We start from the raw sequence: 21,686 nt of genomic DNA, 5'->3' as shown, positions 1-21,686 counted from the left end.
TTTTTCATTGATTTTTAAACGAATTATACCAAGGGGTGTCCGTTTTACGGTCTGAGATCCACAACAGTGGGAACCCTTAAACCTGATCCGGATAATACCGGCGTAGGAATGGTTTACAATATAGCCTGAACACCTGCCGTTAATCCCGGGTCTTTTTTCTTATTAAGAGAACAAGAGATCCTATGTACAAACAATTTTTCACTCTATCCTTAGTTGCATCCTCTATTCTTGGGCAAGCAAGCTCTGCATTTGCACAAGCGAGCGTTACCGAAAATGTTCAAAATGACGCTGTAGCAGCACAAGAAATAGAAAAGATAGTCGTCACGGGCGACTTTCGTCAAACCACACTAGACCAGCTTAGCACCAGCGCGACTATTTTGGGCCAAGAGCGCTTGCGCAGTAGACAGCCTTCACATATCGATAGCGTGTTAAACAGCATTCCCAATGTAAACTTTGCTGCGGGTGCGTCTCGCGGAAGGTTTATTCAAATTCGCGGTATTGGTGAAAGAAGTCAGTTCGCAGAGCCGATTAATCCATCAGTAAGCTTTATCACCGATGAATTCGATTTTTCAGGTTTAGCCGCAGCGGGCATTATTTTCGATACTAAGCAGTTAGAAGTATATCGAGGACCGCAGGCGACGCTTTATGGAACAGGAGCTTTAGCGGGTGCGGTAAAATTATCGAGCAACGATGTGGGCAGCAGCGCACCAGATTATGTAGAAGCCCGAGTTGGTAACAAAGATAGCTATCGTGTTGAAGCGGCTACCGGCGACGACATCAATGCGAATTGGGGATATCGAGTTGCCTTAGTGCATAACAGAAGTGATGGCTTTGTTGAAAATACCTTCTTAAATAGAGACGACACCAATAACATAGATGAAACCGCAATGCGTGTGGCAGTTGAGGGTAATGTAGATAAAAACACCACTCTGGCACTTGCATATCGCTGGTATGACATCGACAACGGCTATGATGCGTTTTCTTTAGACAATGACAATAGAACGCTTTCTGACGAGCCAGGTTTTGATGAACACCAAACCCATGCTGTTAGCGCTCGCTCAACAACAGCAACACGCGCTGGTGACCTTATTGTGATAGCCACTCATGCTTCTCACAACATAGCCTATGGTTATGATGAAGACTGGACATTCACGGGCTTCCATCCGTTTGGATACACCTCTTTCGACGCCTACTTTCGCGATGTAGATACTCAAACTGGGGAAGTGCGCTTTGTATCTTCAGATGATGCTGCGCTATTTAATGGCAAAACAAACTGGACCGTGGGGGCCTTTTACAAAGGCACCGAAGAGAAGCTGTTGCGCCAATATACCTATCTAAGCGGCGATTATGCTAGCGAGTTTGCGCCTACCACTACAGCACTTTATTTGCGCACAGAAACTCGTTTACAAGATGATTTAACCTTAATTGCAGGCGTTCGTGCAGAAAATTACGATTTTGAATTTGCTGATAATCGTGGTTTAACTCGAAGTAATGATACCAATATGGTGGGGGGCAAAATCGCTCTTCAATACACCCGTGGAGATCATTTTTATTATGGAAGTATCTCAAGAGGCTTTAAAGGCCCGGGGTTCAATCCAGACAACAGAGTTAATGAAGACCAACGTTTCTTCGACGAAGAATACAATTGGAACTATGAAGTCGGTGTTAAAGGTCCGCTTCTTGTTTCTAACTTAACAGCCCGTGCTGCTATTTTTTATATGGACAGAACCGACACACAAGTGAGCGACTTTGATGTTATAACTCGCGAAGATGGTACTGCTGGATTTGTAGATATAATCGATAACGCTGATTTAGGCACAAATAAAGGGGCTGAACTTGAGCTATCGTGGCTTGCTTCTGATGTGTGGCAAATTAGCGCGAGTGCCGGTTACCTATCGGCCACGTTTGAAGGTTATACACTAGCAGACGGTACTGTGGTTGATGAGCAACGTCAGGCACAAGCTCCTAAATGGACAGGCAACTTATACAGTGAATATGCGCTTACAGATGCTATTACATGGCGAGTGGATATAGATTATAAAGATGAATACCGCTTTTCTGATGGGCATGATGTGACTGCGCCTTCCACGACGTTAGTAAACTCAGAGATTGTTTTTGTTAACGGCAATTGGCAAACCTCGGTTTGGGTGCAAAATGCGTTTGACAGAGAATACTACACGCGGGGCTTTGGTGGTTTTAGTAACGATCCCAGGGATGAATATGCCTTTGAAGAGCCTTACTATCAGTTGGGAAATGGTCGACAGTTTGGTGTTACTGCTAAATACGAATTTTAAAGGGGTAGGTTTATGCAAGTTATGGTTGAATTGTCACTGTATCCACTGGTGAATGAATACATTCCGCCTATTCAGCAATTTATTGACAGACTAAATAGCTACGAGGCGCTCAATGTAACAACATGCTCAACAAGCACGCAGGTTACTGGCGATTACACAGAGGTAATGACGATTTTAGGCGAAGAAATGCAGCGCATACACGAAGAAGTAGGGCAGGCCATTTTCGTTGCTAAATTTCTTAATTTTGATGCAATGCAAGCAAGAAAGTCCTCATAGTGCAGGACTTTCTTTCAAGCTTTTATACTCAAATAACCGCGACCTCGCCATTAGAGTGGATAGCAGTCGTATTGGCATTGGCTCATGTCGCACTCGCGGCAAAGCAAAATAGTTGGTGTTGGCTTTGCGCATTTGTCAGCACCGCTATTTATACTTGGTTGTTTTGGCAAGTTACCTTGCCTTTTCAAGCAGCGCTAAATCTGTTTTATATGGTAATGGCGGGTTACGGATATTATCAATGGTCGAAGGGAAGCACGGCAGACGGAGGCGTCAAGAAGGTTCATTCTTGGGCGCTTTGGATCCATAGCCTAATAGTGCCTGTGATGTTGCTACTTGCGTATGGTCTATCTTCGGTAGCAAGCTCTCAATTTAACAGTGAGTACTTACTACTTGATGCCAGTATAAATTTACTGAGTGTGATAACGACATTTATGGTTGCGCATAAAATTCTTCAAAATTGGGTCTATTGGTTCTTTATCAATCTCGCTTCGGCCTATCTCTATTTACAGGTTGGCTACGCGCTTTCAGCTTGCCTTTTCTTGGGCTATGTTGGCTTCTCAATATTTGGTTACTATCAGTGGTTTACGCAATGGAAAGCTCAGAGTGAAAATAGAATACATTCTCAGTCAGTTACACGAAGCGCTTAATTTGAGCCCTGAAGCGACACTGCACAAGTGTCCTTCAGGCGCCGTAAATCATGTTTACCAATTGTGTGATGTTAACCTTCACGCAGCAGTTAAATGGCTGGGTGACGACGACTTTAGCGGGGTTAACAGGCAACAACAGTTTCAACTTCAGAAATCTTTGTCTGACTTAGGTGCTGCTCCTGTGCCTTTTTGGTTAAGCGAAGATGCAACTATCTGGGCTGAACAATGGGTACATCAATCGGAAGGTCAAGTCAAAACCGGAGAGGCAGATAAAGAAAAGGGCACTCAGAGTGACGCGTCTCTTACCCCAGCAAAAATGGCCAAGGTGCTTGCGCAATTGCACGCTTTGCCAGTTGTTGATGGCCCTAAGTTGCATTTGCATGAAAGATGGCACCACTATATCACCATTGCAAACCTCGATAAGCGCAGTGATTTATTTTGCAAAGCATGTGACCTCGAAGATGCAGTCATACGCAGTGAGAACGATAAACAGGATGTGGTGCTTTGCCATAACGACTTACTTGAAGCCCACGTATTGGAATATTCCAGTTCGCCTCCTATGGTTGTAGATTGGGAATACGGTGCAGTGGGTAACCGTTATTTCGACATTGCGTCATGCTGTTTGATAAATTCATATACGCACAATGAAAGCCTAGAATTGATATCTGCTTACGCTGATATTGTGGGGATAAGTTATAAAGCAGCGCTACAGCAATATTCACTTTTTGAAAAAATAGTAAGCGTAACCAATGCTCTTTGGAACGCTGCACTGGTGAAAACATCTAGTGATAACATGGTTTGAAACGTCGCCTAGATGGAAAATTAAACGTTTTGAGCGTAATTTAAGCATGAGTGTAGGAGAGTCAATAAAAAGGCTTTACCTTTTCAAAGTCATACGTATAATTCACTTCGCGCTAGGGGTGTAGTTCGAATTGGTAGAACAGCGGTCTCCAAAACCGATGGTTGGGGGTTCGAGTCCCTCCACCCCTGCCACTCTTCCTCTTTCTTTCCAATTGCTATTCGTTTCATATTCAATGTATTTTGCCTAGATTATTTCATTATAGTTTTGATGGAACCGATTAGTCGTTCAATATTCTTATTGATTAAAGTAAACTAATGGATACTACGTGAGTTGCTTTTAGAGTTAATTCTTTTCTTTACTTGCGTATTTTTTCAGTTTGACGTTTGTATAAAGCGGTCGGTTTTTTACGACTCTCTTTTCTGATTCTCTTTATTGCTCTCTCTTTCTCTGGAGAATGTTATGCATTTATCGTTATACCAACACGCAATTTTACAAGAGATGGGGATCCCTGTTTGGATGTCCAAAGAAGCGTATATATCGTCTTTGAAAAGTGAAACTAATAGGAACGAAAACGAGAGCGGCTCGAGCAGAGACGCGATTGCCTCTCAAAAAATTGGAGGCAATGATCAATTCGCCGTCTCTCAGCCCATATCTCAGGAAGCAAAGCAGTCTCGTTTGGAGCAATTGCGTGCAAATGTTGGAGGTGTACCTAAATCTAAACCCAAGGCTAAGTCTACAGTTACGCCGCAAGAGATCTCAACTGCTCAGTCTCAACCTTTGGGAATACCGCTTAGTGCGCAACAAAAAGCCATCAGTGCAGAGTGGTTGTCCGATATTACTTTAGCATGTGTACAGTTGGGACTTGCTTCCAATCAAATGACAATTTTGCTTGGTAAATCGCTAAATATTCACGAGGATGTGATTGTTTTGCCAGTACCGCCTGAACGACTCTCTGGAGCACAAAAACGCACGCTTTGGCATGAGCTCGTTAAAGTAAGCCAAGTAAAAAGGTAAGGCTACATGTCAACGTTGCATTTAGTGAGTACGCAAACTGAGAGTGATAATTTAGTTCAAGCTCATCACATCCATCAATCTGTACAGATAGAACCCTGGTCTTATGCGACCTTTGAAGATTGCTTTACCCCGCCTTATTACGGTGTTCTTGCCTTTGAGGCAAACAAGGTGGTTGGTTTCGCTATTGTGCTTGAGGTGCTCAGTGAAGCTACGCTAATGGATATTGCTGTTGATGAAAGTGTAAGAGGTAAAGGCGTTGGAAAAGCACTTTTAAGCTTTGTTTTACAGCGTTCTCATCATAATGGTATGGAAGAGATGTGGCTTGACGTACGAGAGAGTAATCAAGTCGCTATATCGTTATACGAAAAGCTCGGTTTTCATTATATCGACACACGCAAGAACTATTATCCTACAAGAGATGGTAAAGAGGATGCTCTCGTCATGAAGTGGAGTGCAGTGGGAGATAAAGGTTTACCAAGAGGTGTAATTAAAAATTGACCGTATAGTCAGTTTTTTGGTTGCGTATTGTCATTCCCCATTTTATTCAACTTCTTTTTCATCTATAGTCGCGGCACTTCTATGCAGTGCGCTGCGAGTACCTTAGTTGGTTTGATCTAGCTGTGCTCATTTACTAAGCGCCACTCGTTTATCAAGCGTATCTTTTAAATAATGCGTAACTTTGTTTTTTGTGGATTACAAACCTATGTCTACCCGTTATATATCAAATGACGTACAGTCGAAGGGCATTAAAATGCTATTAGTTGCTGTGCTTTGTCTGGGATTTAATTGGCCGGCAATGAAGGTGGGTTTAGAGATAGTTACGCCGCTTTGGATGGTAAGTCTTCGATTTTTGCTCAGCATACCCGTTTTGGCACTTTTCGTTATGTTAACAAAGAAGCGGGTTCCCATTTTACACCGCAAAGATCGTGCTGTTGTTGCTGTTGTCGCGCTTTTTCAGTTTATATTGTCGATGGGGCTAATTACGTTGTGTCTTCAATTCATTCCGGCAGGAACGGCAAGTATATTAATTTACACCACCCCGCTATGGATGCTGCTTATCGATACGCTTTGGTATCGTCAGCAGGCAACGTCAAAGCGATTGATACTTACTGCTGTCTCTACTGTTGGTTGTGCAATGATATTGTTCGCCTCAGGTGAGCCCGGAGCAAGAATACCGCTACTGGGGATGTTAGTTGCCTCGGCACTCTGGGCCATCGCCATCCGAAGAGTGTCTTTTCACCGCTGGCACGGGAGTGTTATTGAAGCAGTATTCTGGCAGTTTGTAATTGCTGGTACTGCTATGCTGTGCTTCGCTATTGCTTTCGAGCCCTTTCCCGACTTTGCGCAATATAATGCTTTAAATTGGCTGTTACTAACCTATATAGGGCCTGTTGCTACTGGACTCGGATTTGGTTTAATGGTCGCAGCCGGACCAAAGCTAGCACCTGAAAAAATTGTGCTAATTTCTACCTTAACGCCAATAGTTGGCTACGTCAGTTCAGTGCTACTGCTAGATGAAGTTTTGCTGCCTTTGGTTGTAGCTGGTGCCGTTTTAATGATAGCGGCACTTGTAGTTAATGGCCTCCCTGCTAAAATTCTAAAGAAAATTGCTCGACATAATCGTTCCTAATTTTATTTCGTTTGATAGCAGTGTCATCTGCTATTCTAATTTAATCCTCAGTACTACAAGCTAAGCCTCGGTTGAATAAAATTTAGAAACGCAGAAATTCTTGAGGAGACAGTGCTGTTTTTATAATAAACAGCTTGAACCGCTTCTCTTCGATTTGGCGTAATGATTTCGTCTTCAAAAACGGAAGTTAACGTATCGGCAGCGATGTCTTTGTGCACCATAAAATTAGACATTAGTGCTAAGCCCTGACCCTCAAGACACAATATTCATTCGACCTTATGTAAAAAAGTTGGTGTTAAAACCAACGGCCTTATCTTCAAAAAAAGGTACTAATTACTCGTTCAACGTGCAAAACAGAAGGTAAAAGCAACCATTCATTGTTTAACGAGACAAGATAAGAGAAAATAGCGCGCATTAATGAGTAATTAGACAGATTTATTGCGCAAAGCGTGAATTATCGGCTTTTGATGTGCTTTTCAAATCTGTGTCAAACCAAAAGAATGCATACATGGCAAACCAAGATTTTCTCAATGAAATCAGTAAGCGAAGAACTTTCGCTATCATCTCGCACCCTGATGCCGCCCAGCCTTTCAACGCTTAAAACCACCTTTCATTGCACACCACAATCACATCTCTACGTACTGAATTTAAAGGCTTTTTGTCTTTTTCTCGTTTCTTTGCTTTTCAATGATGTTCAAGCGTAACCTCGGAAAGTGTGTACAAACTTGAGTACAAATCGCCATATTTACCGTTTTTAGCGAAATTCCATGACACAAACCTGGCTGTAGGCCTTGTGGTTACTGGGTTTGACGTAAAAAGTACTACCGTTAAAAAGAGTCTCTTTTTTTGGTAAATGTTTTCTTCTGTACCAAATTACAAAATTTAATGAGGGAGTTTATTATTGGTGTAATTTTTGCTTTAGTGTTTGTTTTTGAAGATGCTTGAAGCGAACCAATACGGTTATTTCTAATTGAGATATCAGACTTACCTTCAAATTTAGTTGCTGTTAACACCATCATTTTGCACTTTATTTTCGACCTGTGTGTACAAAATTTCCTGTAACTGTGTACAAACTTCCTCTTTGTTGCACTTATCTTCTGGCGATTTGACGCGAGTTCTTCTGTAGCCCATGCTGTATAAGGGCTGAGCGACAAAAGTACTTAGGGAGTTTGATGCGTCAGTTCGCGATTATCAGCGAGAGTATCGCTCTTTTGTCGATGACAAAAATCTCCTTCTACTTATATGTAATTATGTATCAGGTCATGGCTTTTGATATGTAATGGCTAATCGAATTTGTGTTATTTGAGTTACTGTGATATGTTTTTGTATATAATTATTCTTAAGTGATGCATTAAGGCGTATCGAAATGAGCTATGTAACAGAGCAGATACTAGAAAGTCTTCGAGAAGCTCGGGTACGAAAGGGGTTTAGCCAGAGAGAGTTAAGTGCTCGTTCGGGTGTGCCTCAAAGCCATATTTCGAAAATCGAGTCTGGCAGTGTTGATTTAAGAATATCCAGTTTGATTGCACTTGCCCGTGTACTAGACCTAGAGCTATTGGTTGCGCCTAAAAAGTCTGTACCTGCCATCAAGTCGATCATTCGAAGTGGCCAAGGTATTAACGGCATCAGCGATGAGGGTGAGCCAATGTCGCCCGCGTATCAGTTAGAGGAAGACGACGATGACTAACCATGTCTCTACGCTCAACGTATTGCTCTATGGTGAACCGATCGCAACGATCACCAACGTGGGTAATGACAGAACACTTTTTGCCTTTATGGATTCGTACATTAATGACGAATCGCGGCCTGTGTTAGGGCTTGGCTTTAAAGATTCGCTCGGTGGCCTGCTGACTAGCTTCAAACCTACCCAAAATAAGTTAACCCCGTTTTTCTCCAACCTTTTACCAGAAGAAACCATGCGTAATTACCTGGCTGAGCGTGCTGGTGTGAACCCAGCACGGGAATTTTTTCTATTGTGGGTACTGGGGCAGGATCTGGCTGGAGCGATCACGGTTGAGCCTGCGGATGGTGAAGCCTTACCACCTAATGTGCATCAAGGTATTGAAGATAAAACGAAAATAGATGCTCCAATGCGTTTTTCATTGGCGGGTGTGCAATTGAAGTTTTCAGCCGTGCAACAGGCTAACGGCGGCTTGACCATTCCAGCAACTGGTAAAGGTGGCTCTTGGATTGTGAAGTTGCCGTCATCTCGATTTGACGCTGTGCCAGAAAATGAATATTCGATGATGGAACTGGCTCGATTGCTTGGGATGGATGTGCCAGAGACTCAGCTACTTTCCATTAACCAGATTGCTAATATCCCAGATGGTATTGGTAAATTTGGTGATGCTTTTAAAAATGCTCAGGCGTTTGTGATCAAGCGCTTTGATCGTGCAGGTGATCAAGCCGTACATATTGAAGATTTTGCGCAAGTGTTTGGCGTCACCTGGGTTGGTTCAGGTTTATGGATAATCCAGAAAACCTTAACGAAAACAGGCTCTTTTCGATTCAACAACAGTTAATCCGAACATAGCCAAAATAAATCTAAAACTAGAAATGCGATTGGCTAGGGCATTGAACTATTTGTCAGCAAGCTTGCGCGCAAGTTCAGCCGTTTCTTTGCCTAGGTTTTTAAGCTGCTTAATTGTTTTTTCGTCGCTAACATTGCCAGAATCATCAAGCAATGTATTGACCTTCGCAATGGCTTTTTGATTTGGATTAACTACCATACCGATATTTTCTAGCAGCATTCTAAGCACTACCAGCACTCTCAATCCGCCTAAACCACCAGCAGATGCAGCCATAATACCGGCAACTTTTCCTTTAAATGCTTGAAGCGGCTTTTCACCTTCACTCATTCTAGAAGCCCAGTCGATAGCATTCTTAAGCAAAGCAGGATAGCTAGAGTTATATTCAGGCGAAGCAATAAGAAAACCATCATGCTCCATTAATAATGCTTTAAACGCTAATGCGTTCTCTGGAATACCAAACTCGGCTTCTTCGTCTTCATTAAATATTGGCATTTCATAATCAGCCAAGCTGATAAGCGTGACCTCAGCGCCCGCCTCTTTTGCTCCTTGTGCCGCTACTTTTACAATCGCGTTATTAAATGATCCGTCTCGAGTGCTGCCTGCGAATGCGAGTATTTTCGTCATTGGTCTTCCTATTGTTGTTCTGTCGTTTTTTTAACTGGTATCAATATCAGCTCTCACCAATAAAGACGCTTTTCAAAATTAGCTTTACTAAGACGCACCGTTCTTTGCTGTAAATTTTTGCAGCAAAGTTCAACACAACCTAGCATAGCGATGTCTTTAAAAAGAAAAGGCTGACACTACTGCCAGCCTAATATCTTTGATTCACATTACTTTTGTACTGCGTAATGTATGGTGTAGATTACATTTTTTCCAGTGTTTCAATACCGAGAAGAGTCAAACCTTTTTCTAGTGTATTGGCAACTAAAGCTGACAATGCTAATCGGCTATCACGAACAGAGGGCTCTATACCGTCTTTAAGCATTGGGCACGCCTCATAGAACGTCATAAAGGCCGAGGCCACATCGTACAAGTATGTGCAAAGAATATGCGGCGTTGCCTCGCGAGAAACCATGCTAATAACTTCTTCAAATTGCAAAAGAAGAACCGCTAGCGCGTGCTCTTGCTTTTCAACCAATGAAATATCAACCGGCATCGATGCCATATCTACATTCGCTTTTCTAAACAAACTCTTCACGCGAGTATAAGCATACTGCAGATAAGGCGCTGTATTCCCCTCGAAACTCAACATAGAGTCCCAGTTAAACATATAATCAGTGGTGCGGTTTTTAGATAAATCGGCATACTTAACCGCACCGATGCCTACCTTATAAGCAACTTCATTCAATTCGGCTTCGCTTAAGTCATTGTCACGTTCAGCAATGAGTTTACCGGCACGTTCAATAGCTTCGTCGAGCAACTCTACCAACTTAACGGTTCCACCCGTACGCGTTTTGAAGGGCTTGCCATCGCTACCTAACATCATGCCAAACGGGCAGTGCTCATAGGTTTGGGTTTCAAGAATAAAGCCCGCTTTGCGACCTACAATTTCTGTTTGTTTAAAGTGCAGAGATTGACGAGCATCAGTAAGAATCAGCGTGCGGTCGGCATTAAGCGTGCCGCTGCGATAGCGCATCGCTGCAAGGTCGGTAGTAGCATAAAGGTATCCACCGCCAGATTTCTGAACGATATAAACCGCAGGGTTACCCTCTTTATCGGCAAGTTCAGGAATAAAAACTACTTGTGCGCCCTGGTCTTCAACGGCAATACCTTTGGCTTTAAGATCGGCGATAACATTGGCCAAGTCATCATTGTACGCAGACTCGCCCATAATATCGTCGCGGGTTAGACTGACATTGAGTTTTTTATACACTTCTTCCGAATGGGTAATCGATACATCGATAAATTTCTCCCAAAGTGCCAAACACTGCTCATCTCCGCCTTGAAGCTTCACAACGTATTCTCTAGCGCGGTCAGCAAAGCCGTCTTCTTCATCAAAACGAACCTTTGCTTCACGATAAAAGTCTTCTAAGTCTGACAGTGCCGTTTCTGCAACTTCCTCTTGAAGCTTGTCTGAAAGGTGGGCCAATAACATACCAAACTGCGTGCCCCAGTCACCCATGTGATTTTGGCGAATTACCTTATGACCTAAAAACTCGAGCACCTTCACTACTGCGTCACCGATAATAGTGGTTCGCAAATGCCCCACGTGCATTTCTTTAGCTAAGTTTGGTGAAGAATAATCTACAACAATATTCTGTTTAGACGCCTCTGCAACGCCTAGGCGTTTATCAGCCAATGCACTCTCACATTGGCCAGCAAGCCACTCGTCACTCAAATGAATATTGATAAAACCTGGGCCGGCCACTTCCAGCTTGTTTGAAATGTCATTAAGTTCAACAATTTCAACAATTTTCTCTGCAATGTCCCTAGGCTTTTGACGAAGTTGCTTAGCCAGTGCCATGGCACCGTTAAATTGATATTCACCAAACTCAGGACGAGCACTGCGCGAAACATGAACGGGGGCATCTTCCACACCCATCTTTTGAAGTGCTTCACTGAATCTGTTAACTAATAGAGCATGTATATTCATAGTGTATTCTTAATTTTCGCGCGTGTTCGTAAACTGGATATCGGGATAGCGCTCTTGCGCTAATTGCAAGTTCACCATGGTAGGTGCTATGTAGGTAAGGTTATCGCCACCATCTAGGGCAAGGTTTTGTTCGCCTTTGCGTCGGAATTCGTCTAACTTCTTCTCGTTATCGGAATAAACCCAACGTGCTGTACTCACATTGATATGTTCGTACAAGGCTTCAACATTGTATTCAGCCTTCAGACGAGCAACCACCACATCAAACTGAAGCACCCCAACGGCACCAACAATAAGGTCGTTGTTGGCTAGCGGGCGAAACACCTGAACGGCACCTTCTTCTGAAAGTTGTATAAGGCCTTTCAACAATTGTTTTTGCTTAAGTGGGTCTTTCAAGCGAATACGCTTAAACAATTCCGGAGCAAAGTTGGGGATGCCGCTAAAACGGTAATTATCGCCCGATGTAAAAGTGTCACCAATGCGTATAGTACCGTGATTATGCAGACCAATAATATCGCCAGCATAGGCTTCTTCTAGCAGCGAGCGGTCGCCGGCTAAAAACGTTAACGCATCAGATATGCGAACATCTTTGCCAAGGCGACTGTTGCGCATCTTCATGCCTTTTTCGTATTTGCCTGAGACAATTCTACAAAACGCAATGCGGTCGCGATGTTTTGGATCCATATTGGCCTGAATTTTAAACACGAAACCACTAAATTTTTCGTCTTTACTGTCGACGGTCCCAGATTCGGTTTCTCTACCCAATGGTTCTGGTGCCCACTCAACAAGTCCATCAAGCATGTGGTCTACACCAAAGTTACCCAATGCAGTTCCGAAAAAGACAGGTGTTAGCTGTCCTTCTAAAAATAGCTCTTTATCGAAGTCATTAGACGCCCCGCGTACTAATTCAAGCTCATCGCGCAAGGTATCAGCCAGCTCACTACCTACCGCTTCATCAAGTTCACTATTATTTAAACCTTTGATGGTGCGAACTTCTTGAATAGTGTGACCCTGACCGCTCTGGTATAAAACCGTTTCGTCGCGATACAAGTGATAAACACCTTTGAATCTCTTACCGCTGCCAATAGGCCAGGTGATAGGTGCGCAAAGAATATCTAGTTCTGTCTCAACTTCGTCGAGTAACTCCAGAGGGTCGCGAATGTCACGGTCTAGCTTGTTCATAAAGGTGATGATGGGTGTGTCGCGAAGACGGGTGACTTCCATTAGTTTACGCGTTCTATCCTCTACCCCTTTTGCAGCATCAATTACCATCAGGCAGGAGTCCACAGCCGTGAGCGTGCGATAGGTATCTTCCGAGAAGTCTTCGTGACCAGGAGTATCGAGTAAGTTCACTAAATGATCGTTGTAAGGAAATTGCATAACCGAGGTTGTTACGGAAATACCACGCTCCTTTTCCATCTCCATCCAGTCTGATTTTGCGTGCTGCCCAGACTTTTTTCCTTTTACGGTGCCGGCGGTTTGCAAGGCGCGGCCGAATAACAATACTTTTTCGGTAATCGTTGTTTTACCCGCATCTGGGTGCGAGATGATAGCAAAGGTCCTTCGCTTATTGATTTCATTAAGAAAATCTTGGTTTGCCATGTATAAATTCTTTTAGTTTGTACACGGATTTGTACACACTTTTGGAAGTACTCTCTTTTCAGTTCTTCGCTTGTCAAATCCGTCGTGTTAATCGTAATTGGCCGCTATTTTCGCTGATCTTGACTTTATAAACAATCAATGGTTATCTAATCGGTTACCATTTACTCTCAGCGTGCGCCAATGCTCAGTTGTAGCTGTTTGCAATCGTTGCTTCTTCAGCTCATGAACAACTGTGGCTAAACCACAAATTCCTTCGCTACCAAAAATCGATGATAGCTTGTTTAACAACGCCTATAATTGAGCAGTTGCCGTTGATCGGTATTGCTGGATACTGTGGATTAAGAGGCTTCAAATATTTTTGCTCACCATCCAAGACTAATTGTTTAAAGGTTGCTTCTCTTGAATCGTCAAGCCGCGCTACAACCAATGAACCAGATGAGTAAGGAGCATCAGGATCTACAACTATAACAGCACCTTCTGGTATTGATTTTTTGCCGCTTGGATTTTCCATACTGTCGCCTTTCACGCGCAGTGCGAAACAACCTTCATGTGCTTTCCCAGTGACTTCACGCCACTCCTCTGCATCTTCAAAGGCAAATCCCTCCGCTATTTCAGTCCAATCCCCAGCCTGAACCCAATTAATAAGAGGAATACTCCCTTTAATGTCAGGCCCTACTTCTACATTACCGACCCCCAAGCCAATCTCGCCATCACCTGTGGCGAGCCAATGAGCATTCACGCGAAGCGCCTCCGCGATCTGCATGGTGTAACGAGACCTAGCCGATTTACCAGAGCAAATCTGGCTGATCGACTGCTGTTTGATACCAATGCGACGAGCCAACTCAGACTGAGTCACCCCAGTAAGCTGCAAGGCATGGTTTAGTCGTTCTGATAAAGTTTTCATAAGCCCGTATTCTACAAATAAAACTGTAGCCTTTCAACAATTTTAACTGTTGACTTATCTACAGTTTAAACTGTAACATTCAATCTTGTAACAGTTATTATTGTAACAGGAGACGGTATGGAAGTGTTCAACACGACACAAAAACATCTCCGCCGTGCCATTGACTTGGTCGGCGGGCAATCAGCATTAGCACGAGCCATCAACTCAAAACAGCAAAACGTCTGGTTTTGGTTGAATAAATCAGGGCGTGTTCCCGCTGAATTCGTTTTACCCATCGAACAAGCTACGCAAGGACAGGTAACCCGATCTCAGTTAAGACCGGACATCTACCCCGAATGCCCAAGCGAACTGAAAGCCAGTAACCAGTAGGATTTAGGGCAAGTAATGGTCAGCATTTTACGTAAACACAAAAGCGAGTACCTCCATGCGTGATTATGGCAAGGTCTATACCCGCTTTTGGCTAAAGCAAAATGTTTTGTCCTGGAGTGACTCAGCGAAGTTGCTAGGACTGTATTTGCTTACATGCCCACATTGTAATTTGCTTGGCTGCTTTCGATTGCCGATTGGTTACGTTGCTTCTGACTTGAACTGGGATGAGCAACAGGTTGCCAAGGCTCTAAATGAGTTAGAACAAGATCAGTTCCTGATTCGTTGCGAGGAATCTGGTTGGACTTTGATTCGAAGCTTTCTGAAGCACAACCCAATCGAAAACCCAAACCAAGGTAAAGCAGCCTTTCGGTTGCTTAAAGATGTACCTGCCGACTTCGTTGGTATGGCATCGCTTTTGAAATCTCTTGCCGCTTTTCAAGCTCGGCTTCCAGAAGAATTTTCATCATTGTTTACGCCTGATGGCAACCCGGTAAGGGACTCTCAACGGTCGGATGACTCTGAGAGAAGCAATAAACCAACAGTTAAAACTGTTGACCAGATACAGTTTGAAGACTTCTGGGATGTACAAATACGCAAAGAAAAAAAAGCGAAAGCCAAAGAAGAATGGCTTCGCATGGGCCTCAATGAAGACCATGAACTCGCCTTGGAAGTCCTAACACGCTGGAAAGAGCAACGAGACAACCGATTGCAGTATCAAGATCGGACTAAGACCCCTATGCCACATAACTGGCTTTTAAACCGGCAATGGGAAGACGAGTACGTTCGCATTGATGAAGTACAGCAATCATCGACGAGCCTAAAGGTCAGCAATCACCAATTGAATATTGAAGAAAGCAATCGCCGCATTGCTGAAAGCTGGGCCGGACCAGGTATTCGGGAGGTTCGTTCAAGTGCAGGAGGTTGATAAACGCGAGTTTGCTGATGTTTGGGGAGCAGCTTGGGCCATGTATGGCAAAAGCGTATCACCACAATTGCTATCCATCGCATTTGAAGCCCTTCGTGCTTATAGCATTGAAGAAGTGCGAATCGGTCTGACTCGGCATATTCAATCACCGGATACTGGGCAATTTTTTCCAAAGCCCGCTGACGTCATCAAGCATATCGATGGCAACTCGGGTTCAAGAGCCATGGTTGCTTGGAACAAAGTTGACAAGGCTGTTCGTCAGGTTGGCGCTTGGACATCCGTGATGTTTGACGATGCGCTTATTCACCGCGTGATTTCAGACATGGGGGGATGGGTTGAACTCTGCAAGGTTGACGACAGGGAATACCCCTTTAAGCAAAAAGAGTTTTTAACACGCTACCAGGCTTACTTACTGCGGGACGAAGTGAGTGAATACCCAAGGCTATTACAGGGTATTGCAGACCATCAGAACCAGCAAAAAGGATTTGATATGCAAGCGCCGGTTGCCGTGGGCGACTGGTCAAAAGCAGCACAAGTTTATACAAGAGGCATCGCTGACTTTAGCGCAGTGCCTTTGAAAAGAATAAGCCCGAAAGCCATTCAGGCGCTTCTCGGAAATCAATTAGAGGATAAAAATGAAAACGATTAAAGCAAAAACCATTGCCCTAGTGATAGCCATGTCCGCAAGCACTTCAGTCTATGCGTTTCCGGGCTATCAGTGGGAAAAAGCAGCACAAAGCGTTGGTATTGATCCAGTCATGCTCTTCGCCGTTGCCTTGGCTGAGTCGGCCTCACATCGTGGTCTTAACATGACCAGTCCATGGCCATACGCAATTCGCAATGGTTCAAATGCAACCTACGCCAAATCTAAGACAGAAGCTGAGCAACTGTTAAACCAGGCACTTCAAAAGAGTGAAAAATACCAGCTCGATATTGGCCTAATGCAAATCAATTTGCATTGGCATGGGCATCGGGTGAGCTCAGCGGCGGAACTGCTAGACCCCATCACCAACCTTACCGTCGGCTCAAGTATTTTGGCCGAAGCAATCAAGTCTTCACCAAACGATTTAGAGCTTGGCATAGGCCGCTATCACAGTTGGAACGAAGAGCGTGCACGCTGGTATGGGCAAAGAGTGCTTTCTATCTATCGCAATATTTTACATGAACTGGAGGTCCGTCAATGACAACCAATCAACAAGACTTCTATCAATTAAATTTGGCGTACCTGCACGCAGCACGGGAATTGGCGCGCATTGATCCGCAAGAGGCTGTCTTGCGCTTTGGACTTACACGCGATGTGGTTGATGCTCTGATTAATGCTGGTGTTGACGACCTGCAACGAGTGGCGACCTCATCATTCATGCTGTTTCAACCAAGGGGTAACCAAAGCCAACTGATTGAGATGGTGAAGAGCAAAGGCACCGGTATTCCAAGAATCGCTTATTTATTATCAACCCTAAACAACAAGGGGGATACATGATTGATAACCTGTCCAAAAGTGAGCTGTTTACCCGAGCCTCGCTACTTATTAAATATGGATTTCGAACAACCATTATCGCGCTCGATACTGGTTTGCCAATCCACATTATCAGAAGGCTTCACAAAGAAGTGACTGGCAAGTCACCTTGTCCTGGTCAATTGCCAGAATCTGATGCCATTGTTAAAAGCAGAAGAGCCTTAGTTGAAGGCTCCCTGCTGATGGCGCTTTATATCAATATTGGTGGTGACAATGTCTACAAGCAATTAAATATTGATGCTTTGATGAAGGCTTACGATGCGTACTTGGTTGCAAGAGAAGAAGCAGATCTTCCAGCTGAGATCCCCTGGAAAAAACTGACCATCAATGAAGGTTGGGTTCTAGCTCGTGATTTAAGATCACAGCTTGCATCCTTACACCGGTGTCGATGCGGTAGTCTGTATTTGACGGTATCTCAACAGCGCATTCAGCTTAAATGTCCTGTGTGTGAGATTATGGCCGAGCAAACCACTAGAGCACTTTTTGAGAACTAACATGCTGATGCATGATTTGATTGTGCACCGCCCGTGCACTTTGAGAGTACTAAGAAGATGACAAACTTACTTAAATCTTTACCAGCACGCTGCTGGGTTATATCACTGGGGCTTTTTCTGGCGACTTTGGCTGCGGCTCACTTTTTTCCATCAGAAATATTAACAGCATCAGCCAAGTTAGCGGCTTTACCATTTCTGTTCTGCACCGTCGTTTTTTTCGGCTACTTGGGATTCAAAGCGACCTGTAACCCCATCGGCCTAATAGCCATCATCACGATGCTTTTAGCAATCGCATATTGGCAAGCGAGTTGGACAATTGTTGGTTTGGGACTCTTTTTCATAGCTATTTGTACTGGAATTAGATTCTTGAGCAGCCAAGTTAAAGATTCGGGTAGAACTTTGAGCATTGAAGAAAAATGGTATTGGTATAAGCTCCATTCGTTTTTTGATGGCTTTTATCCAAGGTATCCCAAAAAGCCAAAAAAATAGCCAGCCCACCACAAGCTGGCTACCTTCTATTTTCAGTTCCTTCCTGATGCCTGGTTATAGGCTCTAATATCGATCAAGTTGTTCTGAGCATAATCTCCCGCAAGGGATGCATTTGAGATCACCGCTATCTGCTTATCCACAAATGCTTTATCTTCTTCGGACACACTGTCAGGGATGTAAGCGCCACTCTCATCCTTTTGACGATAGTCATTTAGCATTTGCTCCCTTAGATCAAGCATTTCAGGCGACCAACTCGATGAGTCTTCAGAGTTGAAAACGCGCCCCGCCAAACCTTCATTGAAAGCTTGAGCGAACACTTGACTTTGAATCGGGGTCAATCCCATTCTCTGCCCTTCGCTGTATGCTTCCTGTTTAAAATCATCGGCGTACTGTTCTAAGAACTCACCATACCGATTGTTAACTGCCGCACCAAATGCCCCCGCCAACATGGCTTCAGACTTAGTGCCCCAGTTTACTTCGGAGGCATACTGCGAACTCGATCCACTGTATGCATCATTAAACGCCGTCAATGGGTTTTCCAAAGAGGTTCCTGCGTCAACGGCTGCTTTTAAGCCATCCCATGTTGATTTGCTGGCCACCGTAGCATTGTGCAAGAAACCTCGTGAGCCAGGATCTTCAAGCGCCTGTTCTTTGTAACTCTCATAATCTTCGCCAAAATGATTCAAGGTATGCAATGCTGCATCAGTATGCTTGCCACTGAAATCACCAATAGCACTGGCGCTGTTGAAGAACATTTCAGCACCAGAGACTCCGCTATCATCAGCCATAATGCGAGATCGCCACTGAGAGCCAGCTTCACTGTTTAGTCCAGATTGATAGGTACTTGTGTCAGAAGCTACGGCCTGCTGGGCTTGTTGCTGATGCGCATTCAGCTGTCCATCTACACCAGAAAGATTGGTTTGGTAAGCAGATTGAGCCGAATTGAACTGCGTTTGAACTGTTGCAGCATCCTCATAGCCTCCCAAAACACCTGATTCAACTTGGCTTTGAGTGCCACCAAAAGTAGGTGCCGTTGATGACAAGCCTTCATTAGAGCGTGGCTGAATAGATCGTAAATCGGCTCCGGTAGCCATGGCCATAACAGTCATTGCTGCTTGATAGTCATTGTCTCGTTCAGCGGGCGTAGAGGAGTTGCTATAGGTTAAAGACTCCATAGCTGCTGCCACATACGCCTGATTATCATCAGGTAGCAAGCGCTGATACATTGGAAGGTTTTCACGTAATCGGTTACCTGCTTCAACATGTTGGTTCATATAGCGACCTAAATAATCCATGACTTCAGGATTATCCGCTGCTAATCGAGTTAACGTCGCACCATCCGTGTTCCTTTGTCCTGATAGACTGTAGCTGGCCTGATCAAGCTCACTAAAGCGGTTTGATGCCGTGATAACGTCTTGTGCTGAACTCTGAAGTGACTGATAGTCTTGATTAGACAACGACATCTCAACGCCAGAGCGTCTTGAATCTGAAAGGTCCTTAACCATCGCATCGCGAAACTCAGCACGTCGTGAATCACTCGATGCCAAGCTTTGCATCTCCCCAGTGAGCGTATTTGCGCTCGTAGACCGAGAACTGCCTTCTGACGACTCAACTTGGCCACTAAAGTTACCACCTAGATCCAACCCAGCTCGTACCCTTGATAGTTTTGGTACACGAGATGAATCTGGCTTATCAACTCCAGGCAAATTACCTTGTGGAGAATCATTGCCTCCCGTTCCAAGAAGCCTCCCAAGAAAACCCTTATCGGCAACTTCTTTCTCACCGGGATTAGTAATGGTTCCATCTCCACCGACCCTAAGGCCTCCCGATAACACGCCCGATACCAAGCCACGTACAGCGTCTTTTTTATCGTCTCCGAAACCATACCGTGTTTGCAGGTCATCAGTAACCTGATTAACAACGGCGCTAGATGCGGAATTAGAAGAACCGATCTGACGTCCAACCGAAGAAAGGTTGTCGTAACTTAGCTTTTCACCAAAGGTTCGGCTCATGGTATTGCCAACCTGACGGCTAAAGGCTTGAGTTGCCTGAGTCATGGATTCTTTTGCAGAGCCGACCATTGAACCCACTGCGTTTCCGACAGAGAAACTGCTTAGTAGGTTTGACGCGCCGGTCATAGCAGAACCCGTAAGGGCTGAATTCTGGAACATTGACTGTGATTGCATCACCGGGGCATTTTTCGCGACATCTGGACTTGCCATCTTTTCATCAATGGCATCACCGTTTTGAAGACGTCCAGCCAAGTGGGTTGCAGTTATTGCTGAGCCATACACGAGCATGAGCGAAATCGCCGGAACACTCGACGCCAACATGCCGCCAGTAGCTATCCAGGTTTGCAGCACTGAATCCATCTGCATCATCCCAGCAAAAGATGGCACTTCTGTACCTGCAAAGGCATCAAGAGCCGACATTTTCCCAGCAACAGTTAAATGGATATATAGGTTAATGATGGCCATGACAGGCATCCAAAGTTGAATCCAAAGCAGGATTAACAAGTACTTCCCGGCCATTCGCATCCCGATTTGGCCAAGGGCTATCACAAAGGCCATCAAAGGGGTGATGGCGTAAATGAATCCCTCAAAAAATGTCATCATCGGACGAACGATACTTTGGAACAGGGTCTGCTCTGCCGCCCATTGCGTATTGCGCTGCTCAATCGCTTGGTTAACCATAACGGCTGCGGTGAAAGCTTGATCATCCATATATTTGCCCGTCACGCTTTGCTCATAAATAGGCAAAAGCACCGACGCGGTCATGTACTCTTGGGTGTTAACCGAAGCCAAACCAAGGTTATTCAGTGCATTTCGGATCACGTCATCAGTGTCCGTTGCTGACGAAGTCCCCAATGAGGCCGACAGAACCTGTTTAAGCCTTGGAATGAAGGTTGATTCTGTTATGAGTTTCAGCTGGCTGTAGGCATCGGTGCAGTCCAGATCGCTACTGCTACCACTGAGCATGATTCGAGTGCCATAAATGCGCGAATCAAACTTAATCGCAGTCATCGGGTTAGGATCACTCAGCACCTGATCGAGGTTCTTTTGGCCGATGTCGATACCAATCAAGGTGCATTCTTTGATGTAGTTAAACCACGATTGTTCGATATCTGAGCCACCGACACGATTTGCATCACCCAACCCAGAGCGATCCATCACCTGTTTTCTCACTTTAATCAGTGACTGTAAACTGGATGCAAAGCCGTATTCCGTCATGGCGGGAGTTGAGAACGCCGTTTCAAACAATCGCGTGATTTGAAAGCCAACAGTCGAAATCGTACTGCCTGCGGCAGCAACACCGATGGGCACATTATCAACCACTCGAACTTGTCCCGTGTACGCATCCTCAATGCTCACTCGGGTACTGGGCCCAAACATGGTTGCAAAGACTAGCCATGAGACTAAAACATGTTGAAAGTTAATCCCACGACCACCTTGCATTAAGGCCTGAACAGAGACCATCAATACCCCAATGAGCAAGCCAATGCGAACCATTGAAGTAAAATCGCCTGTACCAGTGATCATCGCGACAGCGTTCAGGACCTGCTCTAAAAAAGCCGAATCCCCGATGGAATAGATCTCCCACATA

Annotated in this window: 21 protein-coding genes, 1 tRNA gene, 1 pseudogene and 1 riboswitch; of the genes and pseudogenes, 17 read left to right on the top strand and 6 right to left on the bottom strand. The window is 44.5% G+C overall.

Going from position 1 to position 21,686, the window contains the following annotated elements:
• The first annotated feature begins 21 nt into the window (after positions 1-21).
• Positions 22-126: riboswitch (TPP riboswitch) on the top strand.
• A 56-nt stretch (positions 127-182) separates the two neighbouring features.
• The 8 genes from BM528_RS09570 (at position 183) to BM528_RS09535 (ending at position 6,663) form a co-directional block, all read left to right on the top strand.
• Positions 183-2,294 (top strand): TonB-dependent receptor, encoded by a 2,112-nt coding sequence (locus BM528_RS09570; protein WP_071979601.1) that lies wholly within the window; start codon positions 183-185, stop codon positions 2,292-2,294.
• Between the two features lie 12 nt (positions 2,295-2,306).
• Positions 2,307-2,570 (top strand): YkoF family thiamine/hydroxymethylpyrimidine-binding protein, encoded by a 264-nt coding sequence (locus BM528_RS09565; RefSeq protein WP_071979600.1) that lies wholly within the window; start codon positions 2,307-2,309, stop codon positions 2,568-2,570.
• On the top strand, positions 2,570-3,217 hold the full coding sequence (pnuC, locus tag BM528_RS09560; protein WP_071979599.1) for a nicotinamide riboside transporter PnuC: 648 nt from the start codon (positions 2,570-2,572) through the stop codon (positions 3,215-3,217). Before BM528_RS09565 ends, pnuC begins: the two co-directional genes overlap by 1 nt.
• A complete protein-coding gene (locus BM528_RS09555; RefSeq protein WP_232230463.1) occupies positions 3,174-4,019 on the top strand; it encodes a phosphotransferase in 846 nt (281 codons plus the stop codon). Before pnuC ends, BM528_RS09555 begins: the two co-directional genes overlap by 44 nt.
• Before the next feature lie 114 nt (positions 4,020-4,133).
• Positions 4,134-4,210 (top strand) — tRNA-Trp (locus tag BM528_RS09550).
• 268 nt (positions 4,211-4,478) lie between these two features.
• Positions 4,479-5,033 carry a hypothetical protein gene (locus tag BM528_RS09545; RefSeq protein ID WP_071979598.1) on the top strand — a complete coding sequence of 185 codons (555 nt, stop codon included), beginning with the start codon at positions 4,479-4,481 and terminating at the stop codon, positions 5,031-5,033.
• A gap of 6 nt (positions 5,034-5,039) precedes the next feature.
• Positions 5,040-5,531: a ribosomal protein S18-alanine N-acetyltransferase gene (gene rimI / locus BM528_RS09540; protein WP_071979597.1), complete on the top strand. Its 492-nt coding sequence runs from the start codon at positions 5,040-5,042 to the stop codon at positions 5,529-5,531.
• A gap of 205 nt (positions 5,532-5,736) precedes the next feature.
• Positions 5,737-6,663 (top strand): DMT family transporter, encoded by a 927-nt coding sequence (locus tag BM528_RS09535; RefSeq protein WP_071979596.1) that lies wholly within the window; start codon positions 5,737-5,739, stop codon positions 6,661-6,663.
• Positions 6,664-6,716: 53 nt separating this feature from the next.
• Here BM528_RS09535 and BM528_RS09530 read toward each other — a convergent pair whose 3' ends face one another.
• Positions 6,717-6,896 (bottom strand): hypothetical protein, encoded by a 180-nt coding sequence (locus BM528_RS09530; protein ID WP_156844047.1) that lies wholly within the window; start codon positions 6,894-6,896, stop codon positions 6,717-6,719.
• Positions 6,897-8,029: 1,133 nt separating this feature from the next.
• Here BM528_RS09530 and BM528_RS09520 point away from each other — a divergent pair.
• The gene (locus BM528_RS09520; protein ID WP_000122829.1) at positions 8,030-8,350 is read left to right on the top strand and encodes a helix-turn-helix domain-containing protein; all 321 of its coding nucleotides are present in this window, start codon (positions 8,030-8,032) and stop codon (positions 8,348-8,350) included.
• Positions 8,343-9,050 (top strand): annotated as a pseudogene (locus BM528_RS09515) (type II toxin-antitoxin system HipA family toxin); the annotation flags it as partial. The gene BM528_RS09520 and the pseudogene BM528_RS09515, both read left to right, overlap by 8 nt.
• A gap of 192 nt (positions 9,051-9,242) precedes the next feature.
• Here BM528_RS09515 and BM528_RS09510 read toward each other — a convergent pair.
• The 4 genes from BM528_RS09510 to BM528_RS09495 form a co-directional block, all read right to left on the bottom strand.
• Positions 9,243-9,818 (bottom strand): NADPH-dependent FMN reductase, encoded by a 576-nt coding sequence (locus tag BM528_RS09510; RefSeq protein WP_071979595.1) that lies wholly within the window; start codon positions 9,816-9,818, stop codon positions 9,243-9,245.
• Positions 9,819-10,056: 238 nt separating this feature from the next.
• Positions 10,057-11,787 carry an arginine--tRNA ligase gene (gene argS / locus BM528_RS09505; protein WP_071979594.1) on the bottom strand — a complete coding sequence of 577 codons (1,731 nt, stop codon included), beginning with the start codon at positions 11,785-11,787 and terminating at the stop codon, positions 10,057-10,059.
• A gap of 9 nt (positions 11,788-11,796) precedes the next feature.
• Positions 11,797-13,386 carry a peptide chain release factor 3 gene (gene prfC / locus BM528_RS09500; RefSeq protein ID WP_071979593.1) on the bottom strand — a complete coding sequence of 530 codons (1,590 nt, stop codon included), beginning with the start codon at positions 13,384-13,386 and terminating at the stop codon, positions 11,797-11,799.
• A 256-nt stretch (positions 13,387-13,642) separates the two neighbouring features.
• Positions 13,643-14,290: a LexA family protein gene (locus tag BM528_RS09495; protein WP_015066602.1), complete on the bottom strand. Its 648-nt coding sequence runs from the start codon at positions 14,288-14,290 to the stop codon at positions 13,643-13,645.
• 117 nt (positions 14,291-14,407) lie between these two features.
• Between BM528_RS09495 and BM528_RS09490 the strand changes: the two genes are divergently transcribed.
• The 7 genes from BM528_RS09490 to eexS are packed head-to-tail and all read left to right on the top strand — an operon-like array spanning position 14,408 to position 18,083.
• A complete protein-coding gene (locus BM528_RS09490) occupies positions 14,408-14,659 on the top strand; it encodes a helix-turn-helix domain-containing protein (protein WP_000451746.1) in 252 nt (83 codons plus the stop codon).
• A gap of 55 nt (positions 14,660-14,714) precedes the next feature.
• Positions 14,715-15,584, top strand: coding sequence for a hypothetical protein (locus BM528_RS09485; RefSeq protein WP_015066601.1), 870 nt, complete (start codon positions 14,715-14,717; stop codon positions 15,582-15,584).
• The gene (locus BM528_RS09480; RefSeq protein ID WP_015066600.1) at positions 15,571-16,233 is read left to right on the top strand and encodes a DUF6475 domain-containing protein; all 663 of its coding nucleotides are present in this window, start codon (positions 15,571-15,573) and stop codon (positions 16,231-16,233) included. The genes BM528_RS09485 and BM528_RS09480 overlap by 14 nt, the downstream gene beginning before the upstream one ends.
• A complete protein-coding gene (locus tag BM528_RS09475; RefSeq protein WP_015066599.1) occupies positions 16,220-16,768 on the top strand; it encodes a lytic transglycosylase domain-containing protein in 549 nt (182 codons plus the stop codon). Before BM528_RS09480 ends, BM528_RS09475 begins: the two co-directional genes overlap by 14 nt.
• Entirely contained in the window at positions 16,765-17,064 is a 300-nt protein-coding gene (locus BM528_RS09470) for a flagellar transcriptional regulator FlhD (RefSeq protein WP_015066598.1), read from the top strand. Before BM528_RS09475 ends, BM528_RS09470 begins: the two co-directional genes overlap by 4 nt.
• Positions 17,061-17,594: a FlhC family transcriptional regulator gene (locus BM528_RS09465; protein WP_015066597.1), complete on the top strand. Its 534-nt coding sequence runs from the start codon at positions 17,061-17,063 to the stop codon at positions 17,592-17,594. The genes BM528_RS09470 and BM528_RS09465 overlap by 4 nt, the downstream gene beginning before the upstream one ends.
• A gap of 57 nt (positions 17,595-17,651) precedes the next feature.
• Positions 17,652-18,083, top strand: coding sequence for an entry exclusion protein EexS (gene eexS, locus BM528_RS09460; protein ID WP_015066596.1), 432 nt, complete (start codon positions 17,652-17,654; stop codon positions 18,081-18,083).
• Between the two features lie 32 nt (positions 18,084-18,115).
• Here eexS and BM528_RS09455 read toward each other — a convergent pair whose 3' ends face one another.
• Positions 18,116-21,685 carry a conjugal transfer protein TraG N-terminal domain-containing protein gene (locus tag BM528_RS09455; protein ID WP_015066595.1) on the bottom strand — a complete coding sequence of 1,190 codons (3,570 nt, stop codon included), beginning with the start codon at positions 21,683-21,685 and terminating at the stop codon, positions 18,116-18,118.
• Between the last annotated feature and the right edge of the window lies 1 nt (position 21,686).

This window comes from Alteromonas sp. RW2A1, assembly GCF_001886475.1.
Taxonomy (GTDB): Bacteria; Pseudomonadota; Gammaproteobacteria; order Enterobacterales; family Alteromonadaceae; genus Alteromonas; species Alteromonas hispanica.
Note: the sequence above shows the minus strand (reverse complement) of the source record. Positions and strands in the feature narration are given on the sequence as shown.